At 68.4% G+C, this 24,741-nt stretch carries 26 protein-coding genes; 10 read left to right on the top strand and 16 right to left on the bottom strand.

Annotated features, from left to right (window positions below; all coding sequences use genetic code 11):
* Nucleotide 1: 1 nt before the first annotated feature.
* Nucleotides 2-169 carry a hypothetical protein gene (locus OG474_RS17490; RefSeq protein WP_405063370.1) on the bottom strand — a complete coding sequence of 56 codons (168 nt, stop codon included), beginning with the start codon at nt 167-169 and terminating at the stop codon, nt 2-4.
* Nucleotides 170-194: 25 nt separating this feature from the next.
* Here OG474_RS17490 and OG474_RS17485 point away from each other — a divergent pair, with 25 nt between their 5' ends.
* Complete coding sequence (locus OG474_RS17485; protein ID WP_405063369.1) at nt 195-725, top strand: CGNR zinc finger domain-containing protein; 531 nt, start codon at nt 195-197, stop codon at nt 723-725.
* Between the two features lie 31 nt (nt 726-756).
* Nucleotides 757-1,365, top strand: coding sequence for a bacterial proteasome activator family protein (locus tag OG474_RS17480; protein WP_405063368.1), 609 nt, complete (start codon nt 757-759; stop codon nt 1,363-1,365).
* Nucleotides 1,366-1,368: 3 nt separating this feature from the next.
* Here the strand turns inward: OG474_RS17480 and OG474_RS17475 are convergent, their stop codons facing one another.
* Nucleotides 1,369-2,181: an HAD family hydrolase gene (locus OG474_RS17475; protein WP_405063367.1), complete on the bottom strand. Its 813-nt coding sequence runs from the start codon at nt 2,179-2,181 to the stop codon at nt 1,369-1,371.
* A gap of 563 nt (nt 2,182-2,744) precedes the next feature.
* On the opposite strand from OG474_RS17475, the gene OG474_RS17470 reads away from it, so the two are divergent.
* On the top strand, nt 2,745-3,299 hold the full coding sequence (locus OG474_RS17470; RefSeq protein ID WP_405063366.1) for a WhiB family transcriptional regulator: 555 nt from the start codon (nt 2,745-2,747) through the stop codon (nt 3,297-3,299).
* A gap of 179 nt (nt 3,300-3,478) precedes the next feature.
* Here OG474_RS17470 and OG474_RS17465 read toward each other — a convergent pair whose 3' ends face one another.
* Nucleotides 3,479-4,282, bottom strand: a complete 804-nt coding sequence (locus OG474_RS17465; RefSeq protein ID WP_405063364.1) for an HAD family hydrolase — start codon at nt 4,280-4,282, stop codon at nt 3,479-3,481.
* Entirely contained in the window at nt 4,279-5,550 is a 1,272-nt protein-coding gene (gene serS, locus OG474_RS17460) for a serine--tRNA ligase (protein ID WP_405063363.1), read from the bottom strand. Before serS ends, OG474_RS17465 begins: the two co-directional genes overlap by 4 nt.
* A 93-nt stretch (nt 5,551-5,643) precedes the next feature.
* On the opposite strand from serS, the gene OG474_RS17455 reads away from it, so the two are divergent.
* Nucleotides 5,644-7,236, top strand: coding sequence for a diacylglycerol kinase family protein (locus OG474_RS17455; RefSeq protein WP_405063362.1), 1,593 nt, complete (start codon nt 5,644-5,646; stop codon nt 7,234-7,236).
* On the opposite strand, the gene OG474_RS17450 is transcribed toward OG474_RS17455, so the two are convergent.
* The gene (locus tag OG474_RS17450; protein WP_405063361.1) at nt 7,233-7,715 is read right to left on the bottom strand and encodes a DUF4446 family protein; all 483 of its coding nucleotides are present in this window, start codon (nt 7,713-7,715) and stop codon (nt 7,233-7,235) included. The genes OG474_RS17455 and OG474_RS17450 overlap by 4 nt on opposite strands.
* A gap of 110 nt (nt 7,716-7,825) precedes the next feature.
* Between OG474_RS17450 and larB the strand changes: the two genes are divergently transcribed.
* Complete coding sequence (gene larB, locus OG474_RS17445) at nt 7,826-8,545, top strand: nickel pincer cofactor biosynthesis protein LarB (protein WP_405063360.1); 720 nt, start codon at nt 7,826-7,828, stop codon at nt 8,543-8,545.
* Nucleotides 8,542-9,804, top strand: coding sequence for a nickel pincer cofactor biosynthesis protein LarC (gene larC / locus OG474_RS17440; RefSeq protein WP_405063359.1), 1,263 nt, complete (start codon nt 8,542-8,544; stop codon nt 9,802-9,804). The genes larB and larC overlap by 4 nt, the downstream gene beginning before the upstream one ends.
* Nucleotides 9,805-9,815: 11 nt before the next feature.
* On the opposite strand, the gene OG474_RS17435 is transcribed toward larC, so the two are convergent.
* Nucleotides 9,816-11,372 (bottom strand): DUF2029 domain-containing protein, encoded by a 1,557-nt coding sequence (locus OG474_RS17435; RefSeq protein ID WP_405063358.1) that lies wholly within the window; start codon nt 11,370-11,372, stop codon nt 9,816-9,818.
* Nucleotides 11,369-12,157 (bottom strand): glycosyltransferase family 2 protein, encoded by a 789-nt coding sequence (locus tag OG474_RS17430; RefSeq protein WP_405063357.1) that lies wholly within the window; start codon nt 12,155-12,157, stop codon nt 11,369-11,371. The genes OG474_RS17435 and OG474_RS17430 overlap by 4 nt, the downstream gene beginning before the upstream one ends.
* A 222-nt stretch (nt 12,158-12,379) precedes the next feature.
* Here OG474_RS17430 and OG474_RS17425 point away from each other — a divergent pair, with 222 nt between their 5' ends.
* A complete protein-coding gene (locus OG474_RS17425; protein ID WP_405063356.1) occupies nt 12,380-13,570 on the top strand; it encodes an arginine deiminase in 1,191 nt (396 codons plus the stop codon).
* Nucleotides 13,571-14,660: 1,090 nt separating this feature from the next.
* Here the strand turns inward: OG474_RS17425 and OG474_RS17420 are convergent.
* The 3 genes from OG474_RS17420 to OG474_RS17410 form a co-directional block, all read right to left on the bottom strand.
* The gene (locus tag OG474_RS17420) at nt 14,661-15,623 is read right to left on the bottom strand and encodes a DUF5926 family protein (protein ID WP_405063355.1); all 963 of its coding nucleotides are present in this window, start codon (nt 15,621-15,623) and stop codon (nt 14,661-14,663) included.
* A gap of 58 nt (nt 15,624-15,681) precedes the next feature.
* Nucleotides 15,682-16,098, bottom strand: a complete 417-nt coding sequence (locus OG474_RS17415) for an ATP-binding protein (RefSeq protein WP_405063354.1) — start codon at nt 16,096-16,098, stop codon at nt 15,682-15,684.
* A gap of 176 nt (nt 16,099-16,274) precedes the next feature.
* On the bottom strand, nt 16,275-17,117 hold the full coding sequence (locus OG474_RS17410) for a glycerophosphodiester phosphodiesterase (RefSeq protein ID WP_405063353.1): 843 nt from the start codon (nt 17,115-17,117) through the stop codon (nt 16,275-16,277).
* A gap of 44 nt (nt 17,118-17,161) precedes the next feature.
* Between OG474_RS17410 and OG474_RS17405 the strand changes: the two genes are divergently transcribed.
* Nucleotides 17,162-18,139, top strand: coding sequence for a zinc-binding alcohol dehydrogenase family protein (locus OG474_RS17405; RefSeq protein WP_405063352.1), 978 nt, complete (start codon nt 17,162-17,164; stop codon nt 18,137-18,139).
* Between the two features lie 37 nt (nt 18,140-18,176).
* Here OG474_RS17405 and OG474_RS17400 read toward each other — a convergent pair whose 3' ends face one another.
* From OG474_RS17400 to OG474_RS17380, 5 genes are all read right to left on the bottom strand, one after another.
* Nucleotides 18,177-19,448, bottom strand: a complete 1,272-nt coding sequence (locus OG474_RS17400; RefSeq protein WP_405063351.1) for an LLM class flavin-dependent oxidoreductase — start codon at nt 19,446-19,448, stop codon at nt 18,177-18,179.
* A 62-nt stretch (nt 19,449-19,510) separates the two neighbouring features.
* Nucleotides 19,511-20,227: an ABC transporter ATP-binding protein gene (locus OG474_RS17395; RefSeq protein ID WP_405063350.1), complete on the bottom strand. Its 717-nt coding sequence runs from the start codon at nt 20,225-20,227 to the stop codon at nt 19,511-19,513.
* The gene (locus OG474_RS17390; RefSeq protein ID WP_405063349.1) at nt 20,203-21,039 is read right to left on the bottom strand and encodes an ABC transporter permease; all 837 of its coding nucleotides are present in this window, start codon (nt 21,037-21,039) and stop codon (nt 20,203-20,205) included. The genes OG474_RS17395 and OG474_RS17390 overlap by 25 nt, the downstream gene beginning before the upstream one ends.
* Nucleotides 21,036-22,082 carry an ABC transporter substrate-binding protein gene (locus OG474_RS17385; RefSeq protein WP_405063348.1) on the bottom strand — a complete coding sequence of 349 codons (1,047 nt, stop codon included), beginning with the start codon at nt 22,080-22,082 and terminating at the stop codon, nt 21,036-21,038. Before OG474_RS17385 ends, OG474_RS17390 begins: the two co-directional genes overlap by 4 nt.
* Nucleotides 22,075-22,629, bottom strand: a complete 555-nt coding sequence (locus tag OG474_RS17380; RefSeq protein ID WP_405063347.1) for a flavin reductase family protein — start codon at nt 22,627-22,629, stop codon at nt 22,075-22,077. The genes OG474_RS17385 and OG474_RS17380 overlap by 8 nt, the downstream gene beginning before the upstream one ends.
* 278 nt (nt 22,630-22,907) lie before the next feature.
* Between OG474_RS17380 and OG474_RS17375 the strand changes: the two genes are divergently transcribed.
* Nucleotides 22,908-23,390 (top strand): RNA polymerase sigma factor, encoded by a 483-nt coding sequence (locus OG474_RS17375; protein ID WP_405063346.1) that lies wholly within the window; start codon nt 22,908-22,910, stop codon nt 23,388-23,390.
* Complete coding sequence (locus tag OG474_RS17370) at nt 23,387-23,965, top strand: methylated-DNA--[protein]-cysteine S-methyltransferase (RefSeq protein ID WP_405063345.1); 579 nt, start codon at nt 23,387-23,389, stop codon at nt 23,963-23,965. Before OG474_RS17375 ends, OG474_RS17370 begins: the two co-directional genes overlap by 4 nt.
* A 95-nt stretch (nt 23,966-24,060) precedes the next feature.
* On the opposite strand, the gene OG474_RS17365 is transcribed toward OG474_RS17370, so the two are convergent.
* Nucleotides 24,061-24,732, bottom strand: coding sequence for a class I SAM-dependent methyltransferase (locus OG474_RS17365; protein WP_405063344.1), 672 nt, complete (start codon nt 24,730-24,732; stop codon nt 24,061-24,063).
* Nucleotides 24,733-24,741 lie beyond the last annotated feature (9 nt).

The raw sequence follows: 24,741 nt of genomic DNA, 5'->3' as shown, positions 1-24,741 counted from the left end.
ACTAGCTGGCGATGTGGGCAACTTCGGGATAGGCGACCGGGTACGGCGGTGTGCTGGTGACGCGCCAGTCGCCACAGGCACACCGTTGGTAGACAACGAATCCTTCGCTGACCTGATGGGAGGACACCGCGCTCCAGCGATGCCGATGAGTCTCGGTGTGGGCTGTCATGCCTCCATCGTGCTGTAATGGCATTATGCATCTCAACCCTTACGGCGCGGACGCGGTGCTGCTGGCTGTCGACCTGATCAGCAGGCCGCCCGCGACCCCGGTCGAACTGGCCGAGATCTGCGAAGAGAACCGCGTCGACAGCTCGCTGATCCGCGACCGCAAGGCGACCGCGGCCGACCTGGCCGCGGTCCGGGTCGCGCTTGACGAGTGGATAGAGGTTGTCGACGCGGAGAGCGAGCAGCAGCGCGTCGATCTGATGAACGCGATGCTCGCCAAGTACACCGAGCATCCGCGGCTGACCAACCACGCCGGCGACGGCTGGCACATGCACTACCGCCCCGACAACGTCCCGGTCGGACGACTCGTCGCGACGCTGATCAGCACCGGTACGGCGTTGCACCTGGCCGGCCGTGGCATCTCCCGGCTCGGGCGCTGCGCCACCGAGGGCTGCGACAACGTGTACGCCGACCTGTCCCGGACCGGCCGCCAGCGCTACTGCAGCCCCGCGTGCGCGAACCGGGACGCCGTCCGAAGGCATCGGGCCCGTACCCCCTAGTGCTCAAGTCTCATAGACCTAGGATGGGCAGATGAGCGAGAGCAGCAGCGGCGGCGAGGGCCAGGAGATGCCGATGGCCGGGGCACGGACCGAGGACGGCAAGGTGCTGATCGTCGGGCCGGACGGCATGGCTGTCGAAGGACCGCCGCGCTCGGACAAGGACGAGGACCACGACGAGCCGCGGTCGGTGACCGAGCTGGTCGAGCAGCCGGCCAAGGTGATGCGGGTCGCGAACATGATTCGCCAGCTGCTCGACGAGGTGAAGTCGGCGCCGCTCGACGAGGCCTCCCGGCAGCGGCTCGCGACGATCCACGAAGCCTCGATCAAGGAACTCGAGAGCGGCCTCGCACCTGAGCTCGTCGAGGAGCTGGAGCGACTCAGCCTCGACTTCACCGAGGACAGCACGCCGACCGAGGCCGAGCTGCGGATCGCACAGGCCCAGCTGGTCGGTTGGCTGGAGGGCCTGTTCCACGGCATCCAGACCGCCCTGTTCGCCCAGCAGATGGCCGCACGCCAGCAGCTGGAGGGCATGCGCCGCGCCCTCCCCGGCGGCCAGCAGCCTCCCGGCGAGGAAGGCCCGGGCTTCCCCGGCGCCCCACAGGCCACTGACGGCCCTGGCAGCGGCGGGATGTATCTCTAAGCCCTAAAGGTCGAACAACTCCTCGAGGACGGCGGCAACGCCGTCCTCGTCGTTTGTGGGGCACACGCGGTCGGCAGCGGCCAGTACGTCGGCATGCGCGTTCGCCACCGCGTACGACGTACCGGCCCAGGCGAGCATGGGCAGATCGTTCAGCGAGTCGCCGAAGGCGATCGTGTCGGCCGCCGGGATGTCCAGCTCGGCGGCGAAGTCCGCGAGCATCGCCGCCTTGGAGACACCGGTCGCGCCGATCTCCACCAGGCTGGTGCCGCCACTGTGGCTGGCAGTCACCCGCTCGCCGACCAGAGCACTGACCTGCGCGAGCAGGTCGTCGGAATGCCGGCTCGGATGCCGGACCAGGAGTTTGGCGGCCGGCTCGGCCAGCAGCACCTCGAGCTCTGCGATCAATGTGTTCTCGGGTCGCGGCCAGCGATTCACATAGTGCGGTTCCTGTCCGTAACGGTCCGATCGCTCAATGGCGAACTCCGCTTCAGGAATCGCCTCCCGGATCGCGATTGCCACTTCGTGCAACACGGCCGGCTCGATCATTCGGGTCCGGATCGCCTGCTGCCGCCCGACGTCGTACAGAATGGCGCCGTTGGCAACTATTGCAATTCCGTGATCGCCCACCAGGTCTGCCAGCTCGTGCAACCAGCGAGGTGGCCGGGCGGTGACCATCACGAAAACACTTCCGGCGGCCTGGACGGCGGCCACCGCGGCGCGGGTCCGATCGGAGATCGATCGATCGCCGCGGGCCAGGGTCCCGTCCAGGTCGGAGGCGATCAAGCGGGGCGGGCGATGATGTTTCGGGGCCGTCACGGACCCACCGTATCGGCCACCGGAATGAGAGACTCGCACTACCGCTGGAACGCCCGTGGGCGCAAGTTCTCGGACACCGGTTTCAGATGATTCTGATCAATCTGATTGAGCTTTTGACAACGTCACCAGACCGTTACGGCAACATGCTGCAAAGGCAGCAAGTTCCGCTGCGCTGCAAGGAGGACGCGTGATTTCATGCGTTGGTCTGGCCGGGAACCCGGAACGATTCGACCGCGTCGTATGCCTGTTCTGGATCAGCACGACTGAGACAGCCCGCCAGCGAACCAGCAGAGTAACGTCCGCGAATTGATGCGGATTTGGCTGCAACCAAATCCTCAGCAGCGACGTCAACAGTTATGGATCAGTCTGTCCCGCGACAGGGACGACACGGTGGGTCGGCAACAGTTCGCCGTTCCATCAGTTAGTGGATCCGTGTGACCGAACGACGTTCACCGTTCGTTCATGTGAGTCCGGATACTTGGGGAGCCTTGATGACCGTCAGCAGCGCCACTCGCACGGGACAATTGCAAGCTGTCGACACATCTTCCAGCACAGTTGGGGTCATGACCGGATGTATCGCCCGGTCGGATATTTTCCAGCACCGCCTGATGGAAGAGCCACCGCCCGCTTCGGCAACCCGCCGGACCCGGGAGCGGTACGAACAGCTGGTGCGCGAGGCAAAAGCCTTGTGTGCTTCGTGTCCGCTGTTCACCGACTGCCTTTACAGCGCCGTCGCCGAGCACGATGTGAGCGGCTTCGTCGCCGGAACCACCGCGTCACAACGTCGTTCGATGCGCAACCTGCTCGACGTCGAGGTGCAGGCCGACGACTTCGACCAACTGGCCGGAGCCCGCGGCACGCGGCGCCCGGTGAGCCACGAAGAAGTACTGCGCCTGCGTGGCCAGTACCCCAACGACAGCCTGGAATCCCTTGCCATGCGGCTGGGATGCTCGTTGTCGACCGTCAAGCGGCACCTGCGCCGGGCCCGGCGCGGCCAGAGCCCGGCCACCAAGACGCCGCGTCCGCGGCCCGAGGTGAACGCGGTCCTGGACGCCTTCGAGACCGTCGTCGACAACCAGCCGTGCCAGCCCCGCCGGGGCGGTAGCCGCGTGGCCTGACCCGGCGACAGGCCCGCCAGCGGGTCGCCGGTCACTCAACGCACAGGCCCGGAATCCCTGCGTAGACAGGGGTTCCGGGCCTTTTCGTTGCCCGCAGCAATCTTCTCGGCCGTCAACCTATTTCGTTCTGGTCGAAAGGTTGGCATCGGCCGGTGGCCAGGGCCGACAATGGGCCGGTCTCAGAAGTAGCGATTCAGAACGGCGGCAACCCCGTCGTCGGTGACCGACTTGGTCACCTCGTCGGCTGCCGACTTCACCTCGTCGACGGCCGAGCCCATCGCGACCCCGTGGCCGGCGAACGTCAGCATCTCGATGTCGTTGCGTCCGTCCCCGATCGCGAGCAGACCCGAAGCATCCAGGTCGTACTGCGCCAGCGCGACCTTCAGCCCGGTCGACTTGTCCACGCCCTCCGGCGCGATGTCGAGCCAGGCGGTCCATCCGACGAAGTAACCGACACCGTGCAGACCGAGCCGCTCGGCCAGCCGGACGAAGTCCGCCTCGGACTGCTCCGGGTCGCGAATGATCAACCTGGTCACGGGTTCCGGCGCGAGCTCGTCGTCGGAGACCACCCGGATCTTGGCGTTCCTGCCGAGGTCGCCGTCCGGAAACGGCGCGGTCACCAGGTAGGTCCCGTCGTACTCCTCGACCGCCATCCGGGCGTTCGGCGCGTGCTTGCGGACCGAGGCGATCACCGTGCGCGGATCGAACGTGCGCTCGTCCAGCACTTCGCCGTCCGGGTAGCGCAGAGTGCGCGCACCGTTGCTCACGACAACCAATCCGCCGGGCAGGCCGAAGCGTTCGGCGACCGGCTTGGTCGTCGACCACGCCCGGCCGGTGGCGAGAAAGACCGGCACCTGCGCGGACGCCCGCCGGACGGCGTCGATGACCGCAGGCGACAGCCCTTCGTCGTGGTCGATCAGCGTGCCATCGATGTCCAGGGCAACAGCTGTCGGCCGAAAGGCGGCCGCCTGCGGTTCCGTCACTTGACCGGCTCGAGGACTTCGCGGCCACCGAGGAACGGGCGCAGTGCCGTCGGCACCCGGACCGATCCGTCGGCCAGCTGGTGCGTCTCCAGGATCGCCACGATCCAGCGAGTGGTGGCGAGCGTCCCGTTCAGCGTGGCGACCGGCTGCGTCTTGCCGTCGGCGTCCCGGTGCCGGATGTTCAGCCGGCGGGCCTGGAAGTCGGTGCAGTTGGACGTCGAGGTGAGCTCGCGGTACGCGCCCTGGGTCGGCACCCAGGCCTCGCAGTCGAACTTCCGGTACGCCGACTGGCCCAGATCGCCGGTGGCGGTGTCGATCACCCGGTAGCTCAGCTCCATCTTGTCGAGCATCTGCTTCTCCCAGTCCAGCAGCCGCAGGTGCTCCGCGGCGGCCTCCTCGAGGCTGCAGTAGGAGAACATCTCGACCTTGTCGAACTGGTGGACACGAATGATCCCGCGGGTGTCCTTGCCGTGCGAGCCGGCTTCCTTGCGGTAGCAGGACGACCAGCCGGCATACCGGACCGGTCCGTCGGACAGGTCCAGGATCTCGTCCATGTGGTAGCCGGCCAGCGCGACCTCCGACGTACCGGTCAGGTAGAGCTCCGGCTCGTCGAGGCGGTAGACGTCGTCGTGTGCCGACAGGTAGCCGGTGCCGCCCATCACCTCGGGCTTGACCAGGGTCGGCGTGATCATCGGGGTGAAGCCGTTCTCGACCGCCTGCTGGACGGCCAGCTGCAGCATGCCGAGCTGCAGCAGCATGCCGACGCCCTTGAGGAAGTAGAACCGGGCGCCCGAGACCTTGGCGCCACGCTCCATGTCGATCGCGCCGAGCAGCTCGCCCAGCTCGAGGTGGTCGCGCGGCGTGAAGCCCTCGGCCGCGAAGTCGCGCGGCTTGCCGATCTCCTCGACCACCCGGAAGTCGGCCTCGCCGCCGACCGGGGCCTCGTCCGAGACCAGGTTCGGCAGGTTGCCTGCCAGCTCGGTGAAGCGGCGCTCGGCCTCGTTCGCGGCCGCGTCGGTGGCCTTCACCTCGGCCGCGAGGGTCTTGGTCCGCTCCAGCAGCGCGGTGCGCTCGTCACCCTTTGCCTGGGCGACCTGCTTGCCGAGCGTCTTCTGCTCGGCCCGGAGCGCCTCGAAGGCGGAGATGGACGATCGACGCTCACTGTCGGCGACCAGGATCTGGTCGACCAGGTCAGTACTCTCGCCGCGCTTGGTCAGGGCGGCACGTACGACGTCAGGGTTCTCACGGAGCAGTTTCGCGTCAATCACACCCTGAGGGTATCGGGGCGTGTCAGAACGGGCGAAGTCAATTCGGGATGATGGGGTGGGCTCAGCCGACCACGGAGGGGATTTGAGCGGGCGATGAACCACCATCCACCCAGTACGGTCGGCCGGGCGCTGACCGTTGTCCTGGGTGCGGTGCCGTTCACGATCATCACCCTGCTCGTCTTCGGGCACTGGCCGCCGCTGGAGCAGTGGGACGCCTCGGTCGCCGCCCGGGCCGGCGCGTACGGCGGCACCCACCCGAACGTGATCGACGTTTGGCAGGTGATCGGGGCCGTCGTCCTGCCCTGGACGTCGCGAGCGGTCATCGTGGTCGTCGCCGCCTACCTGTGGCACCGCCGGGCGCGGCTCCTGACCGTCTGGCTGCTGGTCTCGGCCGGCGCGGAGCTCGGGCTCGTCCAGGCGGCCCAGTACATCTTCACCCGGTCGCACCCTGCCGAGGCGCTCGTCCAGAGCGGAGGCTGGTCGTACGTGTCCGGCCACGCGACTGCGGCGTTCGTGATGGCCGGAGCGCTGGGCGTCGTGCTGCCGTCGGTCCGCGGCTGGCGGCGGCGGTTCCGGCTGCTGGTGCTGCTTCCGGTGATCGCGGTGGTGTGGATCGCCTCGGTCGACCGGCTGGCGCTGAACGTGCACTACGTGTCCGACGTACTGGGCGGCTGGGCGCTCGGGCTGGCGATTCTGACCGCCACCTCGATCGGCTTCGGCCTGCGCCCCGGGTTGCGCCGGAGGCGTCGCCGTACGCCGGCTTCTGCTGCCGAGATCGCTCGACCGCCCCGGGCCGCGGTGATCGTGAACCCGATCAAGGTCGGGGACGGGGTGACGTTCCGGCGGAAGGTGACGCGGTCGCTGGAGCTGCGCGGGTTCGACGACCCGCTGTGGCTGGAGACGCGGGAGGACGACTCGGGAAACGCGATGGCCAAGCGGGCGATCGAGTACGAGTCGGACCTGGTGCTGGTCGCCGGTGGGGACGGAACTGTCCGGGTGGTTTGTGCGGCGCTGGCGCATTCCGGGATTCCGGTCGGGGTGATTCCGGCGGGAACGGGGAACCTGCTGGCCCGGAACCTGCACATCCCGCTGGATCTGGACGATGCGCTGGAGCGGATCCTGGAAGGCCGGGACCGGCGGATCGACCTGGTCTCGGTGTACGGCGACGGCCTCGACACGGACCGGTTCGCGGTGATGGCGGGGCTGGGCCTGGACGCGGCGATCATCTCGCAGGCGCCGCCGGCGCTGAAGGCGCAGATCGGGTGGCCGGCGTACCTGGTGTCGACTGCCCGGAACATCAACCACCCGTCGGTGCGGGTGCAGATCACGCTGGACGACGAGCTCACGATCGAGCGCCGGGTGCGGACAGTGGTGATCGGGAACGTCGGGATGCTGCAGGCGAACATCCCGCTGCTGCCTGATGCGCGGCCGGACGACGGTCTGCTGGATGTGGTGGTGCTCGCGCCGCGGCGGGTGACGCAGTGGCCGATCGTCGTGTGGCGGCTGATGACTCGGACCAACCGGGCCGACATGTACCTCGAGCGGTTCACCGGGCGGAAGGTGGAGATCCACGCGGCCGCCGACGTCGAGCGTCAACTGGACGGCGACCCGATCGGCCCCGGTCGCTCCCTCACCGCCGAGGTCGAGCCGGCGGCCCTGATCGCCCGGGTCCCCCGCGGCCGCTAGGCGACGGTGGGGCCGGCTTCTTTGCGGAGCGTCTCCAATGCCTCTTCCTCTTCCGGGGAGAGCTTGGACTCGCTGGCGAAGGAGCGGATCTCCTTGGCATAGGTGCGGGCGTCGGCGCGGCTGTTGATCGAGGTCAGGATCACGCCGTGGCCGTTGTCGTCCAGCAGGGCCAGCGACCAGGACAGCTTGCCGCCGGTGTCGCCGAACGCGTCGTACCGGACCATGGCCAGGTGCTGCAGGGTCTCGCGCACCTCGGCGCGGGTCACCTCGATGTCCTTGCCGAGTTTGCGCAGCTCGGACTTCACCGTACCCACCTTGGGCTCGGGCTGCGCTTCCGGCTCGGGCTGCGGAGCCACCGGCGGTACGGCGGCTTTCGGCGTACCGGTCTGGCCGCGGACCGCCTGGATGGCGAACACGAGGGCGAGGACCGCCACGAACAGGGCAGCGATCCCGAAGGCACCGGCTAACGTCGAAGACACGCACGAGAGCCTAAGGCATCAGGGTTTGCCTGAGTACTCAGGTGGTTGCGGAGCGTGCGGAACGACGGCCGGAAGAGGTGTCCGGGGCGGTGGGCACGTAGATTCACGACGTGACACATTTGCCTGACCAAGGACCACAGCCGGGGGTTCACGACCTCGGTTACGCCCGTCTCGACACCGACCGGCTGGAGCGCACCGGCGACGCCGAGGTGGTGTACGGCGCCGGCAAGACCCCTGAGCAGGTGGTCGAGCTGCTGCGCACGCTGCACGCCACGCACCCGGATACCGCCGTACTGGCGACTCGACTGACGCCTGAGGCCCAGTCTGCGGTTTCTGAGGCGCTACCGGAGGCTGTGGTCGATCCAGTCGGCCGTACGGCGGTTCTCGGGGACCTGCCGGTTCTGCGGGGGACTGTGGCCGTGGTGGCCGCCGGTACGTCGGATGCGTCCGTCGCACTGGAGGCTGCCACGACTGCTCAAGTCTTCGGCGCGAATGTCGAGATGATCACGGATGTGGGCGTGGCCGGGCTGCACCGGATCCTCGGGGTCCGTGAGCGGCTGGACGCGGCGGACTGCCTGATTGTGGTCGCCGGGATGGAGGGTGCGCTGCCGAGCGTGGTCGGCGGACTCGTCGGCGTACCGCTGGTGGCTGTGCCGACCTCCGTCGGGTACGGCGCCTCGTTCGGCGGAGTGGCCGCGCTGCTCGGCATGCTGAACTCCTGCGCGCCCGGTGTGACCGTGGTGAACATCGACAACGGCTTCGGCGCCGGAGTCTTCGCCGCCCGCGTAGCCCGCCGCGCAGCCCCCCGCGAAGCCAAGGACGAGTCATGAAGGTCGCCTGGATCGACTGCTCCGCCGGCGCCTCCGGCGACATGCTCCTAGGAGCCCTCCTGGACGTCGGCGCAGACCTCTCCTACGTCAACGCCGCAGTAGCCGCCGTAGACCCCTCCCTAGCAGTACAAGTAGCCCCCACCGCCCGCCACCAAATAGCCGCCCTCAAGGCATCAGTAGAGGTCGACGGCACACCCCACTCAGAAGGTCCTGCTGCAGTCATTAGTGAGCCCGAAGCTGGGCATGGGCACGGCCACGGGCATGACTCGCATGAGCACAGTCATGGGCCGACTCGGCCGTGGAGCGAGGTTCGGCGGATTCTGGAGGCGGCTGCGCTGAACGACGCCGTACGGGCGCGGGCGCTGGACACGTTCGGGCGGTTGGCTCGGGCTGAGGCGAATGCTCATGGGGTGGATGTGGAGACTGTCCACTTCCATGAGGTCGGCGCGCTCGACGCGATCGCGGACATCGTGGGAGTCTCGGCGGCTGCTGTTTCGCTAGGGCTTGAGCGGGTGGTGGTTTCGACGATCGCGCTCGGGGGTGGACGGCAGGTTCGGGGGCAGCATGGGGGGATTCCGATTCCGGGGCCCGCGGTGCTGCACCTGGTGGCCGAGGCTGAGGCGCCGGTGGTCGGCGGCACAGCGCCGTACGAGATGACTACGCCGACCGGGGCCGCGTTGCTCGCGATGCTGGCGGACGAGTTCGGGATGATGCCGCCGATGCGGGTCACCCAGACTGGTGTCGGGGCGGGCGGCCGGGACCCGGTCGAGGTGCCGAACATCCTGCGCGTGATCGTCGGCGAGACCGCCGAACGGCCCGCGACACAGCTCGTCTACGAGACCAACATCGACGATCTGGACCCGCGCCTCTGGCCGCCGGTCCTGGCTCGCCTGCTGGAGGCCGGGGCGTCCGATGCCTGGCTGACCCCGATCCTGATGAAGAAGGGCCGCCCGGCACACACCCTGTCGGTCCTGGTCAGCAGCACGAACGCGGACGCCGTACGCCGCGTAGTCCTCACCGAAACCACGGCGATCGGTCTCCGCGAATACGACATCCGCAAGCACGCGGCCGACCGCGAGTTCACCACGGTCGACGTCAGCGGCCAGCCGATCAGCATCAAGATCGCCCGGTACGACGGCCAGGTGGTCAACGTGCAACCGGAGTACGAGGACGTCGTCACGGCCGCCGCCGAGCTCAAGCAACCGGTGAAGGCAGTCATGGCTCAAGCTGTCGCAGCGGCCGCAGGCTTCTGGGGCTGACGCGATTGCGGCTACTGCGCGGAGACCTTCTCCGGAACGGCCTTCTGCTTGCGGCGCGGCCAGTCGTACGGCCACCACTGCGCCCCGCTCCGGCGCGCCCACACGATCAACCCGACCAGTACGGCGAGCTCGATCGCCGGGCAGATGGTGTCCCGCAGCCGCGCGCTGAAGAACTCCAGCGAATCGGACAGGCTCGCCGCGACCTGACGTGCGTTCGGATCGCGGCCAGGCACGTACGCGATCGCGAGCATCGTCGTCCGCACCACCATCAACCCATCGACCTTCGACGCCGCCACGGCTGCGAGTGGCATCCAGGCGATCACGTCGTACCAAGGCAGTGAGTACATCGCGGTGAGCACCCAAGCGATCGCATAGATCGCCGTGTACCGAACCGCGGCCGGCACCGGGTCATCCGGATGCGTCTGCGGGACGAGCGACTTCGGCATCACCTGCGAGAGCAGGATCGCGACCACGATCAGCCCGACCCACGCCAGGATCGCCAGGATGGTCCGGACGAGCGCTCCCGGCAGGAAGAGATCGAACAGACTCAGCAGCACCTTGTGCGGCGTACCGGTCGAGATGAACGACGTCTGCGAGCGCGCCTGCTGGAACGCCTGCAGCCCGAAGACGCCGTACAGACCGCCCATCGCGAGCGCACCACCGCCGCAGAGGTAGAGCATCTTGCGCCGGTCACCACGCAGTGACCACAGCATCGCGATCCCGACCAGACCGATCGACAGCTTGGTCGCACCGGCCATCCCGATCAGCAGCCCGGCCACGAAGATGTGTCGGCGCAGTGCCACCAAGGCGAGCACCGCGAACATCACCGCGATCGAGTCGTTGTGTCCACCGGCAAGAACCGCGAACAGCAGCAGCGGGTTCGCCATGCCGAGCATCACGACGCGACGGCGGGCCGGCAGGCTCGGACCGACGAGCTTGAACAGGAGCAGGCTGGTCAGGATCAGGCTGATCGCGACCGACAGCTGCAGCATCCACACCGTGAGCTGCATCGAGTCGCCACCGACCAACGACGACAGCCACTGGATCCAGGTCGCGATCGGGCCGTAGACACTGCGCGCGCCCTGCCACGGCCGCTCGGTCGCGGCGATCACCGGGTCGTACCCGAGGCGGATGGTGTCGGCCGGCGCCGTCGTGTACGGGTTGCCGCCGAGCGTCATGATCCGCCCGTACGCCGCGTAGATCAGCACGTCACCCGAAGCCATCGGCGGCACCAGCGTGATGGCCGCCGTCGTACCGATGCCCAGGGCAACCAATCGGTTGAGCCGCGGGGCCCAGCCGTGCTTGAGCGCCTTCAGGGCCAGCCAGACGCCGTACCCGCCGAGCAAGAGCGCGACGTAGATCAGCACCGAGACGAGCCAGTCGTTCGGCTTCGCGTCGAACCAGTACGACGGGAGCCAGGCGTGCCGGTTGGTCAGCGTCAGCACGACCACCGACGGGCCGAGCAGGCCGACCGCCACGATCAACGCCGTACAGGCAAGGTAGAGCGCGACGGCGCGTTTGCCGTACCGCTCCGCCAGGCGCGGGTCGGCTGCTACTTCGGTGCTCATGGCGTGGTCTTCCTGGGGAACAGGCTGCGCAGCGACGGTCCTCCGTCGGCCGGCATCGCACTGCGGGCCGCGAGGGCCCGACGCACATGGAGGTACTGACGGCCGCGGTGCAGCTGGCCGCGCAGATCGGTGCCGGTCGCCCGGTGCCGGACGTCGATCGGGACCTCGAGGATCCGGAAGCCCTTCCGGCCGAGGTCGATACTCAGCGCGGTCTCGACACCGAAGCCGGACGCGAGCGGTACGGCGGCGTCGAACGCGGCTCTGGTCAGGCAGCGCTGGCCGGAGAGCGGTTGGTCCGGAGCCCAGCCGGTTGCCTCCAGGATTCCGGCGCGCGCCAGCTTCACGACGAACCCGTGGCCGCCGGCCTTAGAACCGTCCGCCCGGATCTGAGCCGGCAGCGTGCCGATCGTCATGTCGACGCGGCCGGACTGGACGGGCTCGATCAGCGGGGCCGCAGCGGCGGCGGAGTCGGTCAGGTCGGCGTCCAGGAAGAGCAGGTGCCGCGGGCGGGCGCCGTCGCGCTCGGCGACCGCCGCCGCGCCGGTCTCCATCGCGGCCGCCTTGCCCCGGTTCCGGTCGTGGCGGACCACGACGGCACCGGCTCGCTCAGCCGCTTGGGCGGTCTCGTCGGACGAACCGTCGTCGACGACCACCACCAGATCGACCCCGATGATCTTGTGCACCGCGTCGACCGTCGCCGCGATCCGCGCCGCCTCGTCCTTCGCCGGGATCACACAGGCGACGGCACGCTCGAACGGCTCAGGGGATGAATCAGCACCGGACACAGCACCGCAGCCTAGTTCCTCCCCGGCCGATCCCCCGCCTCAGCTGCGACACCCGACCCACATTCGTCCTTTCGAAGGACCACCCCGGCGGTGACGACGCCCACACGTCCGCGGGCTCACCTCTCCGCCCTTCCTAGGATATTGTCGGACAATCAGACAGCAGATCCGCCGTCAGGGGACTGCCGTAGCGTGGTGGGCAGGACCGACGAAAGGGCGGGGCGGATGACCGGGATGTACGGCGTCGACAGCGAGGTCGGCACGCTGCGGACAGTGATGCTGCACCGGCCGGGGAACGAGCTCCGCCGGCTGACCCCACGCAACAACGACAAGCTGCTCTTCGACGGCATCCCGTGGGTCGGCCGGGCGCAGGACGAGCACGACGCGTTCGCCCAGGTGTTGCGGGACCGCGATGTCGAGGTGCTCTACCTGCACGAGCTGCTGATCGAGGCGCTCGCCGACCCGACCGCCCGCACTCAGGCGGTCGAGGGTGCGATCGCGGATCTGCGGCTCGGTGACACGCTGCGCTCGTACCTCGAGGGCTCGCTGACGGCACTGGACCCGGCGCAGCTGGCTGAGGCGTTGATGGCCGGTGTGCGGAACGACGAGGTGCGTGCAGGCGGGCTGGTCACGTCGCTGCTCGCGCACGAGGACTTCCTCATCGACCCGCTGCCGAACCTGCTCTTCACCCGGGACTCCAGCGTCTGGATCCGGGACTCGGTCGCTGTGACGTCGCTGGCGATGCCGGCGCGCGTTCGGGAGACGCAGCTGACCGAGTTGATCTACGGCTTCCACCCGCGGTTCGCCGGGGCGGACAAGGTCTACGACCACCAGCTCGAGCATGTCGAGGGCGGGGACGTGCTCGCGCTCGGTCCCGGCGTACTGGCTGTTGGAGTTGGCGAGCGGACCACTCCGGCCGGCGTGGAGCGGCTCGCTCGACGCGTGTTCGCGAAGGGCCTGGCGCACACGGTGCTCGCCGTACCGATCGCGCAGCAGCGCGCCACGATGCACCTCGACACGGTCTGCACCATGGTCGACGTCGACGCGGTGCTGATGTATCCGAACATGGCCGAGGAGATGCGGGCACTCGCAGTCACCACCGACGGCGACCAGCTGCACGTGGCCGAGTCCGAACCGTTCCTGGTCGCGGCCGCCAAAGCCCTCGGCATCGACACCCTGCGCCGCATCGACACCGGCCTGGACCCCGTCACCGCCGAACGCGAACAATGGGACGACGGCAACAACACCCTCGCCCTCGCACCCCGCGTCTGCATCGCCTACGAGCGCACGGTCGAGACCAACCAGCGCCTCGAGGAATCCGGCGTCGACGTCATCCGCATCTCCGGCTCCGAACTCGGCTCCGGCCGCGGCGGCCCCCGCTGCATGTCCTGCCCGATCCTCCGCGACCCGGCCTGACCCCGCTTACTTCACCACCGGACTTACTGCACCGCCTCACTTGACGGCGCAAGTAAGGCGGACGACACGCGGAGTGAAATCGGGGCTTGTGGAGACCCCCTCTTCTGAGTATCCTCCATGGAGGCCCAGGCCCTGTTGCTCCCCCGTCAGCAGGACTTGGGCCGTCCACGTTGCGAAAGCCCCGGCACCGCCGGGGCTTTCTCGCGTTCCGGAAGCCTGTTGCGAATTGGCAGGCGGCGTCCTCGCTAAACCGGTTCGGGGAGGACTTGAGACCGATTCGGGGGGTGAATGCTCCCCGGTTTGCCCTTCGGGAGGACGAGACGCTCCCCGAACCGGTTTCGGGGAGCGATGTCGCAACAGGTGTTCGGTCGCGGTGGCTGAGGGCTTTGGCTGGGCAGGAACCCCGCCGTCCCGAATGTGCTCGTCCCGTCCGGCCGCTCGCATTCGGCCGGCGGGGTGGGCGGTGGCTGGTCGCCGCTGCGGCCGGTATTACCTGAAGCGGTGTGGCTGGCCTGGTCTGGGGCTGAGGGGGATGGTGCAGTCGGCGATCGCGTGACCGTTGCCTTGGGCTGGCGGGCTTCGGTTGCCGCCAGTGATGAGGATGCCTGTCAGGTGGCCGGTCTGCGGTGGTTATTGGCGGTTTGCGGGGGTCTACTGCCTCTGAGCGGCAGCAGTTCCCCGCAAAGACGCGATCAACAGGGCCGTCCGCAGGTTCACGGAGTCTCGCAACCTGCACCTTTCAGACGACGCAACTCACCGACCGCAACCGAAGCCCGGAAGCTCAGGCAACGAACACGCGATCGCCGACCTCGCCATCCCCCTCAGCCACCGCCCCCGCCGCACCCGAAGGTCCAGTGGCCGCCGGAGGCGGGCGAATCGCGTCTTTGTGGAATCAAATGGGCGCCCAGCGGCCGTGAGGTTCCACAAAGACGAGCCGAACCGCGCTCAGCCGGCGATTCGGCGTCTGCGTGGTGGTCCGACCGCCGCCAGGCGGGCGAGTCGCCCCGTGGATGGCGGTTTGCGGAGTCCTACTGTCACCCAGGTACGGCTAAGGCCCCGGACGTGGAGGTCCGGGGCCTTTGGCGGGGTACTAGCGGATGGTCAGTTGGCGGCTGGCCAGGCCGGCTCGGGCGGCTCGCTCTTCGGTGGTGAGCGAGGTGCTGGTGGCGAGGGCCTTCTCGAGGGCGGTGGCGAAGTCGGCGGCGGGCTTCTCGACGTCGGCGGCTTCGGTGTCGGCGGGGAGCTCCCAGACCGGGGCCAGGACGCCGAGGGCGCGGAAGGAACCGATCAGGCGGCTGCCGTCGACCAGGGCCGACTGGCCGGCGGCGTGCAGGCGGGCGAGAGCGTCCAGGACGGTGTCCTCGCTGTGCGGGAGGACCCAGCGCAGGTAGCGGCGGTCGCCGATCTGCGTCCAGTACGCCGCGTCGACGGACTCGAGCCGGACAGTCGGGGCCGCGGCGGCGTTGGCGCGCTCGAGGCCGGCGGCGACCTCACCGGTCGGGTCTTCGACGTTCTCGCCGACCCAGAAGTCGAAGCCTTCGTGGACCTTGACCTCGATCGGCTTGGTGGTGTCGATCAGGTCCTGCAGGCGCGGGCCGTCCTTCATCAGGTCGCCGACCTGGATCGGGTTGCCGGGCTCGGTTTCCAGGGCGGCGGTGATCGCGTGCGCGACGTCGCGCGACGGGTCGCCGGAGGAGGCGTGCGTCTGCAGGCCGATCCAGATCGACTCGTCGTCGCGGACCAGTCCGGGCATCGCCATCGGCAGCAGCGTGACCAGGGTGACGGTCTTGCCGGAGTCCTTCAGAACGACCTGCGCCGTACCGGACGGGACGATCTCGCGGAACGCGATCAGGTCACACTCGGCGGGCAGCCCCTCGAACGGGCGCACCACCCAGGTGTCCGCGGCGGCCGCGATCTCCTTGCCGTGGCACTGCTTGAACCGCTTGCCCGACCCGCAGGGGCAGGGCTCCCGCAGACCGACGCCGACGAGATCGGCCGGGTCGAGCGTGACGGTCGTCGTCTTCTTCGCGTTCTGCCGCGACTTCTTTCCCATGGCCGCAGTCTTGCAGCCAACGCCGCCGTACGGCGAACCGGTCAGTCCGGGACGCTGCTCAGTTCGGGACGATGGCGTGCACGGTCCGGTGCGCCACCGCGGTCCGGACGTCCCAGTGCGAGGTCAGTACGTCGACGATCGCCAGCCCGCGGCCGCCGATCGACTCCGGGTGGGTGTCGTCGATCCGCTGCGGCTCGGTCTCGCCGCGACCGTCGGTGACCTCGACGTGGATGCCGGCCTTGTCGATCCACCAGGCCGCGCGCACCTCACCGGCCGGCAGCGCGGGCGCGTACCGGATGGCATTGGAGAGCAGCTCCGAGAGTACGAGTTGGGCGTCGTCACACGCCGCGTCGGAAACCCGGTATCGCTTCAGATATGCGGCCAGACGGCGGCGGGCATCCGCTACCGCGGACACTTCGTGCGGCAGTACGACGTCCACGACACTCACGTCGGCAGGCAGAGTCGCTGAGGACAAGCAGGGTCTCCTCGATGATCGGAACAGCCATCAGAACTTCTGCCCAAGAACCTGTCGAGGAAAACACCTGATGGGATTCCGTTACACAGCCCGGGCGGCAGATCACGGCCACTGTCGGGAAACTGTGATGAAAGCGACGGTATTTAACGTAACAATGACCGCGCGCATTCATCGAGCTACGTTTCCGGACGTCCTATCTCCCGCGCTTCGTCGGACAACACCCGGAGTACGGACTCCGGCCGGTCGCTGATGATCGCGTCCACCCCGATCTCCCGGCAGTGCCGGATGTCGGCGTCCGCGTTCACCGTCCACACATGCACCTGGTGACCGTGCTTGTGCGCGCGATCGACGTACTCGGGGTGAGCGGTGACGATCTCCAGACTCGGGCCGGCGTACGAGACGCCGGTCGGTAGTGATCCGTCGCGGAAGCGCAGCGGCACCCGGTCCATCAGCAGGACCGTCCGCAGCTTCGGCGCCAGCACCCGCATCCGCCGCAGCGACAGCCAGGAGAAGCTCATCACCCGGACCGGCGACTCCGTCCCGACCTTCGGATGCGACCAGCCGTAGCGCCCCAGTGCCTCGATCAGACGCCGTTCCACCAGTCCGGCGTAGCGAGTCGGGTGCTTGGTCTCGATCGCCAGCTCCAGCGGCCGTCCGGCGTCGCGGACGGTCGACAGCAGCCTGTCGAGCGTCAGCACCTTGGACAGGTCCGGATCCGGCAGCTCGGCCTCGTCGTCGAGGTCCGACCAGGGGTTCTTCCACGATCCCCAGTCGAAGCTCTCCAGCTCCTCCAGGCGCATCGTGGACAGCACGCCACGGCCGTTCGAGGTGCGTTCGATGCGGCGGTCGTGCACACAGACCAGGTGACCGTCAGCGGTCAGCCGGACATCACACTCCAGACCGTCGGCCCCGGCATCGATCGCTCGGCGGTACGCCGCCAGCGTGTGCTCGGGACTGGTCTCACTGGATCCACGGTGCGCCACGACGCTCGGGCCCTTCCCGAAATTGCCTAGCCCCATACAGGTAACTCTGACACGACAGGTGGCAAGGCAGGATGATCGCCATGGAGATGCGAGCAATCGTGCTGGACCACCCGGTCGAACCATCGGAATTACGAGTACGCCGGGTGCCGGTTCCCGAGCCGGATCCCGGCTGGGTCCGGATCAAGGTCGAGGCCTTCGGACTCAACCGCTCCGAGTACCACCTGCGGGAGGGTTTGGCCGCCGGTGCGACCTTCCCGATCATCCCCGGGATCGAGGCGGTCGGCACGATCGACGCCGCGCCGGGCGGCGAGTTCGCCGCAGGTCAGCAGGTCGCCGCGATGATGGGCGGGATGGGCCGCCAGTACGACGGTGGGTACGCCGAATACACCGTCGTACCCGCATCGTCGATCGTCCCGGTGAAGACCGACCTCGACTGGTCCACTCTGGGCGCGCTCCCCGAGATGCTGCAGACCGCGCACGGCTCGTTGTTCACCGGCCTGGCCATCCGGCCCGGCCAGAGCATCCTGATCCGCGGCGGTACGTCGTCGGTCGGGGTGGCCGCGGCCGCGATCGCCAAGGAGCACGGGTTGACCGTCTTCTCCACCACCCGCAATCCGGACCGGGTCGACGTCCTGAGAGAACACGGCGTCGACCATCCGATCGTTGACGACGGCAACATCGCGGCAAAGGTCCGGGAAATCCAGCCGGATGGTGTGCACGCGGCACTCGAACTCGTCGGCACAAATGTTCTGCCGGACACCCTGAAAGCTGTCGCGGTGCACGGTACGGCGTGTTTCACCGGAATGCTCAGCGACAACTGGACGATCCCGGACTTCTATCCGATGGACTATCTCCCGAACGGCGTCCGGCTGACCGCGTACAGCGGCGAGAGCAACGACCTCCCCGCCGAGGCCTTCCAGCGGTACGTCGACCTGGTGGCCGCCGGCGACCTGCCGATCCGCATCGACCGGGTCTTCACGATGGACGAGATCGGCGAGGCCCACCAGGTGATGGCCGACGGCAAGGCGGTCGGCAAGCTGGTGGTGACAACGAACTGATGCGAGGGGCGCCGCCCCCGACGCCCCCCGCATCAGGTCAGCCGGTTGCCTCCTGCAACAGGGAGGTCCGGCCGGCAGGACGCGCCAGACCGTAGTGGTCTCTCAGCGTCGTCCCGATGTATTCGGTGCGGAACAGCCCGCGGGCCTGCAGGATCGGGATCACCTCGTCCACGAAGACGGTCAGCCCGGACGGCAGCACCGGCGGCATGATGTTGAAGCCGTCGGCCGCACCCGCGGCGAACCACTGCTCGATGGCGTCGGCCACCTGGTCCGGCGTACCGGTGAAGGTGCGGTGACCGCGTCCGCCGCCGAGGCGGCCGATCAGCTCGCGGACCGTGAGCTTCTCGCGCCGGGCAAGGGTGACGATCAGGGTGTAGCGGCTCTTGGCGCCCTCGATCTCGTCCTCGTCCGGCAGGTCGGCCGGGAGCTGCTGGTCGAGCGGCAGCGCCTCGGGAGCGACCCGCAGGGTCTTGGCCAGCTGGAGTCGCGCGTACTCGGGCCGGATCAGCTCGTCGAGCTGCCGCTCCAGCCGCTGGGCCTCCTCGACCGTCGACCCGATCACCGGCACGATCCCGGGCAGGATCTTGATCGTCGACGGGTCGCGCCCGAGCGCCGCCGTACGGGCCTTCAGGTCGCGGTAGAAGTCCTGCGCGTCCGCCAGCGTCTGCTGGGCGGTGAACACGGCCTCGGCGTACCGCGCCGCCAGGCCCTTGCCGTCCTCCGACGAGCCGGCCTGCACGATCAGCGGGTGCCCTTGCGGTGAGCGCGGCAGGTTCAGCGGGCCGCGGACCTGGAAGTGCCGGCCGACGTGATCGATCGGTACGACGCGGTCGTTGACCGCCCAGACCCCGGCGTCCTTGTCGGCGATCGCGGCATCGTCCTGCCACGAGTCCCACAGCTTGTAGGCAACCTCGAGGAACTCGGCCGCCCGGTCGTACCGCTCCGCATGCGCCGGCTGGTCGGCCAGGTTGAAGTTCTTCGCCGCGTCCGGTCCCGCCGTGGTCACGACGTTCCAGCCGGCCCGCCCACCACTGACGTGATCGACGCTGGCGAACCGCCGCGCCAGATTGAAGGGATCGTTGTACGTCGTCGACGCGGTAGCGATCAGCCCGATCCGCGACGTGACCGCGGCGATCGCCGTCAGCAGCACCGTCGGCTCCAACGAACCCGCCGGACGCCGCCCGACCTCACCGAACAACGCCGGCGAATCCGCGAAGAAGACCGAGTCGAACAAGCCACGCTCGGCGATCCGCGCCAGCTCCTGATAGTGCGCGATCGACGTGTTCGCGAACGGATTGCTCTCCGGCAACCGTCACGACGCCTCGTGATGCCCGGTACTCATCAGGAACGCGTTCAGATGCAAATGCTTACTCACAACGAAACCCCCAACGCGTCAAGAAGCCGCGACCGCACCGCGGCGAACTCCGGATCCGCTGAGCTCCTGTTGGCCCCCAGCGAGATCACCTCTTCAGCAATCAACCGTCCCGCGTCGAGCACGATCACCCGATCCGCCAGCACGATCGCCTCGTCGACGTCATGTGTCACCAGCAGCACCGCCGGCTGATGCGCCGCGCAGAGCTTGCGCAGCAAGGCGTGCATCTTCAACCGGGTCAGCGCATCCAGCGCCCCGAACGGCTCGTCGGCCAGCAACAACTCCGGCTCCCGCACCAGCGACCGCGCCAAGGCGACCCGCTGCTGCTCACCACCGGACAGCTCGTTCGGCCAGGCGTCCTCCCGGCCGGCGAGCCCGACCTCGGCCAGACTCTGCCGGCCCCGCTCTTCGGCGCCCCGCAATCCGAGCACGACGTTGTCCAGCACTCTTGCCCACGGCAACAACCGTGAGTCCTGGAAGACAACCGAGACCTGACCCGGTACGGCGATCTCCCCGGAACCGTCCACCGACGGATCGAGACCGGCCAGAGCGCGAAGTAGCGTGCTCTTCCCGGAACCGCTCTTCCCCAGCAGGGCAACGAATTCCCCGGGCGCGATGTCCAGGTCGACCCCACCCAGTACGGCGCGATCGTCGTACCGGCGGACCAGGTCGCGGACCTGGACGGTTGTCGTTACGAGGCCAGCGTACGGCGCCATGTCAGGGCCCTCCTCTGAATCAAGCGGACAACGCCGTCGGAGAGCAGGCCGAGAATGCCGTACAGGACCAGGCCGACGATGATGATGTCGGTCTGCCCGTACGTCCGGGCCAGCTCCATCATGTAGCCGATGCCGCTGGTGGCGTTGATCTGCTCGACCACCACCAGCGACAGCCAGGCGCCGGTCACGGCGAACCGCAGTCCGAGCAGGAACCCGGGCAACGCCCCCGGCAGCACGACCCGGCGGATGAACTCGCGCTGCGACAAACCGACGGTCTGCGCGAGTTCGACGTACCGGCTGTCGATCGTGCGCAGGCCGTTGTGGGTGTGCAGGTAGATCGGTACGAAGACGCCGAGCAGGATCGTCACGACCTTCATCGACTCACCGATGCCCAGCCACAGAATCAGCAGCGGGAGCAGGGCGAGGGACGGGATCGCGCGCTTGATCTGGATCGGGCCGTCGAGAATCGCCTCGCCGAGGCGGGACAGGCCGGAGATCAGGGCGAGTACGACACCCAGCACGATCCCGAGGCCGAGTCCGAGCAGGGCGCGCTGCGACGAGGTCCACAGGTTCGACTGGAGCCGGCCGTCGGAGATCAGCTCACCGGCGGTCGTGACGACTGTCCACGGCGCCGACAGCACGCGCTGATCGATCCAGCCGGTGGCCGACCCAACGCTCCACACCACCAGGAGCAGGACCGGTCCGATCGCGGACCCGAACTTGATCGGCTTCCCCGGTCCGAGCCGGCGGCGCCGTACGACGGGAGCTGTCCGCGTGACGGTCCGCAGCCCCGGGAGACTGGTGACGGTCATTTCGCCACCCCCGCCTTGATCGCGTCAGCCGCGACGGCCTGGAACCGCAGGTCGTACAGATCCTTGGCCTGGAGCACCGGGTTCTTGGTCTCCTTGGCCAGCAGCTCGATCGTCTCCTGCTGCCGGTTGATCGCCTCACTCCAGTCGGCCGTGATCTCCGGGTGCCCGGCGTTGTCGACCAGCCACTGACCATCAGCCTCCGTGAGGCCCTGGTCCTTGACGTAGTAGCCCGCGATCCACTCCTTCGGGTGCTGGTCGATCCAGATCTGCGCGACGCCCCAGGCAGCAACGTACGCACGGATCGCGGCCGCCTTGGCGGGATCCTCGAGCGACTCGACCGGCCCGTAGAGGTGACCTGCGTCGTCCCGGATGCCGTGCTGCAGCGTCGTCGCGCCGTCCTTGCCGTACTTCGTTGTATAGCGCTTGATCTGTACGCCGCCGATCGGGGCGACGTCGACCTGCTTACCTGCAAGGGCGTTCGTGTACACGTCACCGGTGCTCGGGATCTCGACCAGCTTCACGTCGTCCTTCGTCAGGCCGGCCTTCTTCAGCACCTTGAGGATCAGCGCACCCTGCGCCTGGCCGGGGCTGTAGGCGATCGACTTGCCGCGCAGATCGGCAAGCGTCTTCACGTTCACGCCGGGCGCGATGCCCAGCTCGTAGATCGGGTGGTTGATCGCGTCCAGCCGGAACTTCGAGGCGACGATCTTCACCGGCAGCCCGGTCCAGGTGGCGTGGATCGACGGGATCTCCGCCACCGCGCCGAGGTCGAGAGCATGTGCCCGGAACGCCTCGGTGGTCTGCGGACCGCCGCTCAGGTTGGCGAACTTGACGTACTTCTCCACCTTGTCGAGCTGCCCCGACAGTTTGAACGCGACCTGGGTGGCCGGATCGCCGACGACGATCTTCGTGCCGTCGGGCACGGTCGTCGGCAGTGGCGCGTCCAGCGCGAGCTTCGCGCCGCCGCCGGCCTGGGCCGCGCCGCCGCAGCCACTCACCACCAGCAGAACGGCCAGAGCGAAGTACTTCAGGGATTTAGACATGGTGAACCTTCGGGGTGGCGGTGGCGTAGCGACCGTCGTGGTAGAGCAGTGGCTCGTGCTCACGGCGTTCGGTGTGGGTGATCAGGCGGGCGACGACCAGGTAGTGGTCGCCGACGGCGAAGCGGTGTTCGACGTGGGCGCGCAGGACGCTCGGCGCCTCGTCGAGCACGGGCTCCCCGGTGCGCAGGCGGGACCAGCGGGTCGGCGCCGCGAAGCGGTCGATGCCGCTGGTGGCGAAGCGGCCGGCGATGGCCTGCTGGTCGACGGACAGGAAGTTGATCGCGAGCGACTCGGTCAGGCTGACGGTCGGCCAGCTGGACGCCTTGGTGTCGATCGCGAACGAGACCAGCGGCGGCAGCAGGCTCACCGAGACCAGTGAGGTGGCGGTGAAACCGACCGGGCCGTGACCGGCGTCGGCCGTGATCACCACGACGCCGGCGGCGTGGCGCCGGAACACGTTCCGGTAGACGTCGGCGTCGACGACGCGCTCTTCCGAGCGCTCCGGGACCAGTGAGAGGGCAGGGCGATGCACAGCAGGGACGGACATGTCTCTCCCTCGGGAAAAGGGCATGCAAAAAGGAGGAAGCCTTAGGCCTCGTACGGCGGGCTACGCCGGAGCAACTGGGGACCGAGGGGTCACCGACAGGTGGCGCTCGCCGTCCGCAGCAGGTCGATGACGCGACGGCGGGTGAGCAGGGTCGTCGTCATGTCAGCAATCTTCGCATCAATGTCTATTGGGATACTCGACAATCCCACCATGCGGGACAACCGTCTCGGGACGGGGTGCCCTCACATCCTGGGCGGCCACTGCGTTTAATGGGCATGGTGACTGCCGGACTGCCGCCCTTCCAGGCGCTCGTCGACGCGCACTGGCGGGACGTGGCCCGCCTGGCCCGCGCGCTCGCCGGACCCGTGGACGGCGACGACGTGGCGCAACGCGCGTGGGAGAAGGCGTTCGCCGCCTACCCCGGGCTGACCTCGGCCAAGAACCTGCGCGGCTGGCTGCTCACCATCACGGCCCGCTGCGCGACCGACGTCCATCGGGCTCGTCGCCCGCAACGACCACTGGACGACGCGCCGCCGATCGCCGTCGACGGCCCGGACGCCGCCGAGTGGCCCGACCCCGATCTCTGGCAGGCGGTCAACGCACTACCTGAGCGGCAGCGGTACGCGATCACGCTCAAGTACGTCGGCGACCTGGACCACCACGGCGTGGCCGCTGCCCTGGACACCACCCCCGCAGCCTCGCGGCGCCTTGTCAGCGACGCCCTCGCGACCCTGCGCCGCAAACTCGGAGTTGACGCATGAACGCACTGGAGGACCGGCTGAGCCGGTTCAGCACCCCTGACCTCAAACCACCCGTCCTGCCGGACGCCGACGTCGCCTACACCCTGCACGACACCCCGATCGGCACGCTGCTGCTCGCGGTCGCGCACGGGCAGGTGGTGGCGAGCTCGTTCGGCGACGAGGAGACGATGACCGGGCGACTGGCCCGCGCCATCTCGCCCCGAGTACTACGCCAGCCGCGCGCGCTGGACGGCGTACGGCGGGAGCTGGACGAATACCTCGCCGGAGAGCGGCAGGAATTCACCGTGCGGGTCGATCTCGCGCTCGCGACGCCGTTCCAGCAATTGGTCCTGAGCGACCTGCGGACGCACACCAGTTATGGCGCGACCAAGACCTACGGACAGCTCGCCGGCGAGATCGAACGACCCAAGGCGGCCCGAGCCGTCGGTACGGCGCTGGGCGCGAACCCCGTATGTGTCCTGCTGCCCTGCCACCGGATCATCGGTTCCGGCGGCGCGCTGACCGGGTACGCGGGCGGCCTCGAGGCCAAGCGCTACTTGTTGAATCTCGAAAAGAAAAGGACCATTTCCCCGTAGCCACGGGAAAGTCCTTACAGTTAAGACAAACAGGAGCAGGTCCCCAATGTGGAGTGGGGATCTGCTCCTTTTCTTCGGGGTCGGTTCTTTCGGGGTCAGCCGCGGATCTCGAGGATCAGCCGGCGCTTGCCGCCCCACTCGCGCTTGTAGACCTTGTACTTGTCGATCCCGGCGGCGGCACACAGCCGGCCGTAGCTGATCTCGTCGTGGATGTACTGCACCCTGGTCACACCGTCGGCGTGCTCGGCCGTGACGATCCGGTGCTCAGGGCCTTGGCGCATGCCGAGCGCGATCTCGCTCGCGGTCGCCGGCCCCCAGATCGGGCCCTCGATGATCGCGAGCCCGCCCGGCTTCAGCACCCGGGAGATCTCGCAGATCGTGTTGATCTGCTCGTCCTCGGCGAAGAGTTCGTGGAACGCCGTCCACAGGCAGATCACCGCGTCGAAGGTGTCCCAGGCGTACGGCAGGTCGGTCATCGACCCGATCGCCCAGTCGATCGCCAGCTCGTCCTCGACGGCCTGGTCACGGCCGGCCTCGACCAGGTTCGGCGAGATGTCGAGCGCGCGCACGGACTTCCCGGCCCGGGCCAGCGGGAGCGCGATCCGGCCGTAACCACAGCACAGATCCAGGACGGTCTCGCGGCCCTCCAGGAGCTCTTCGACGATCTTGACGATGGCTGCGTCCCGCTCGGGCGAGGTCAGCGCGGCCAGACCGTCGGCGCCGAGTTCGGCGTACTCGGCCCGGCTGCGCAGTGCGGAGTTGAGCATGGGCTCCAG

Origin of the sequence: Kribbella sp. NBC_01505 (genome assembly GCF_045040285.1) — a bacterium.
GTDB lineage: Bacteria > Actinomycetota > Actinomycetes > Propionibacteriales > Kribbellaceae > Kribbella.
The sequence above is the reverse complement of the archived record's forward strand: the minus strand, read 5'-3'. Positions and strand labels throughout refer to the sequence as shown.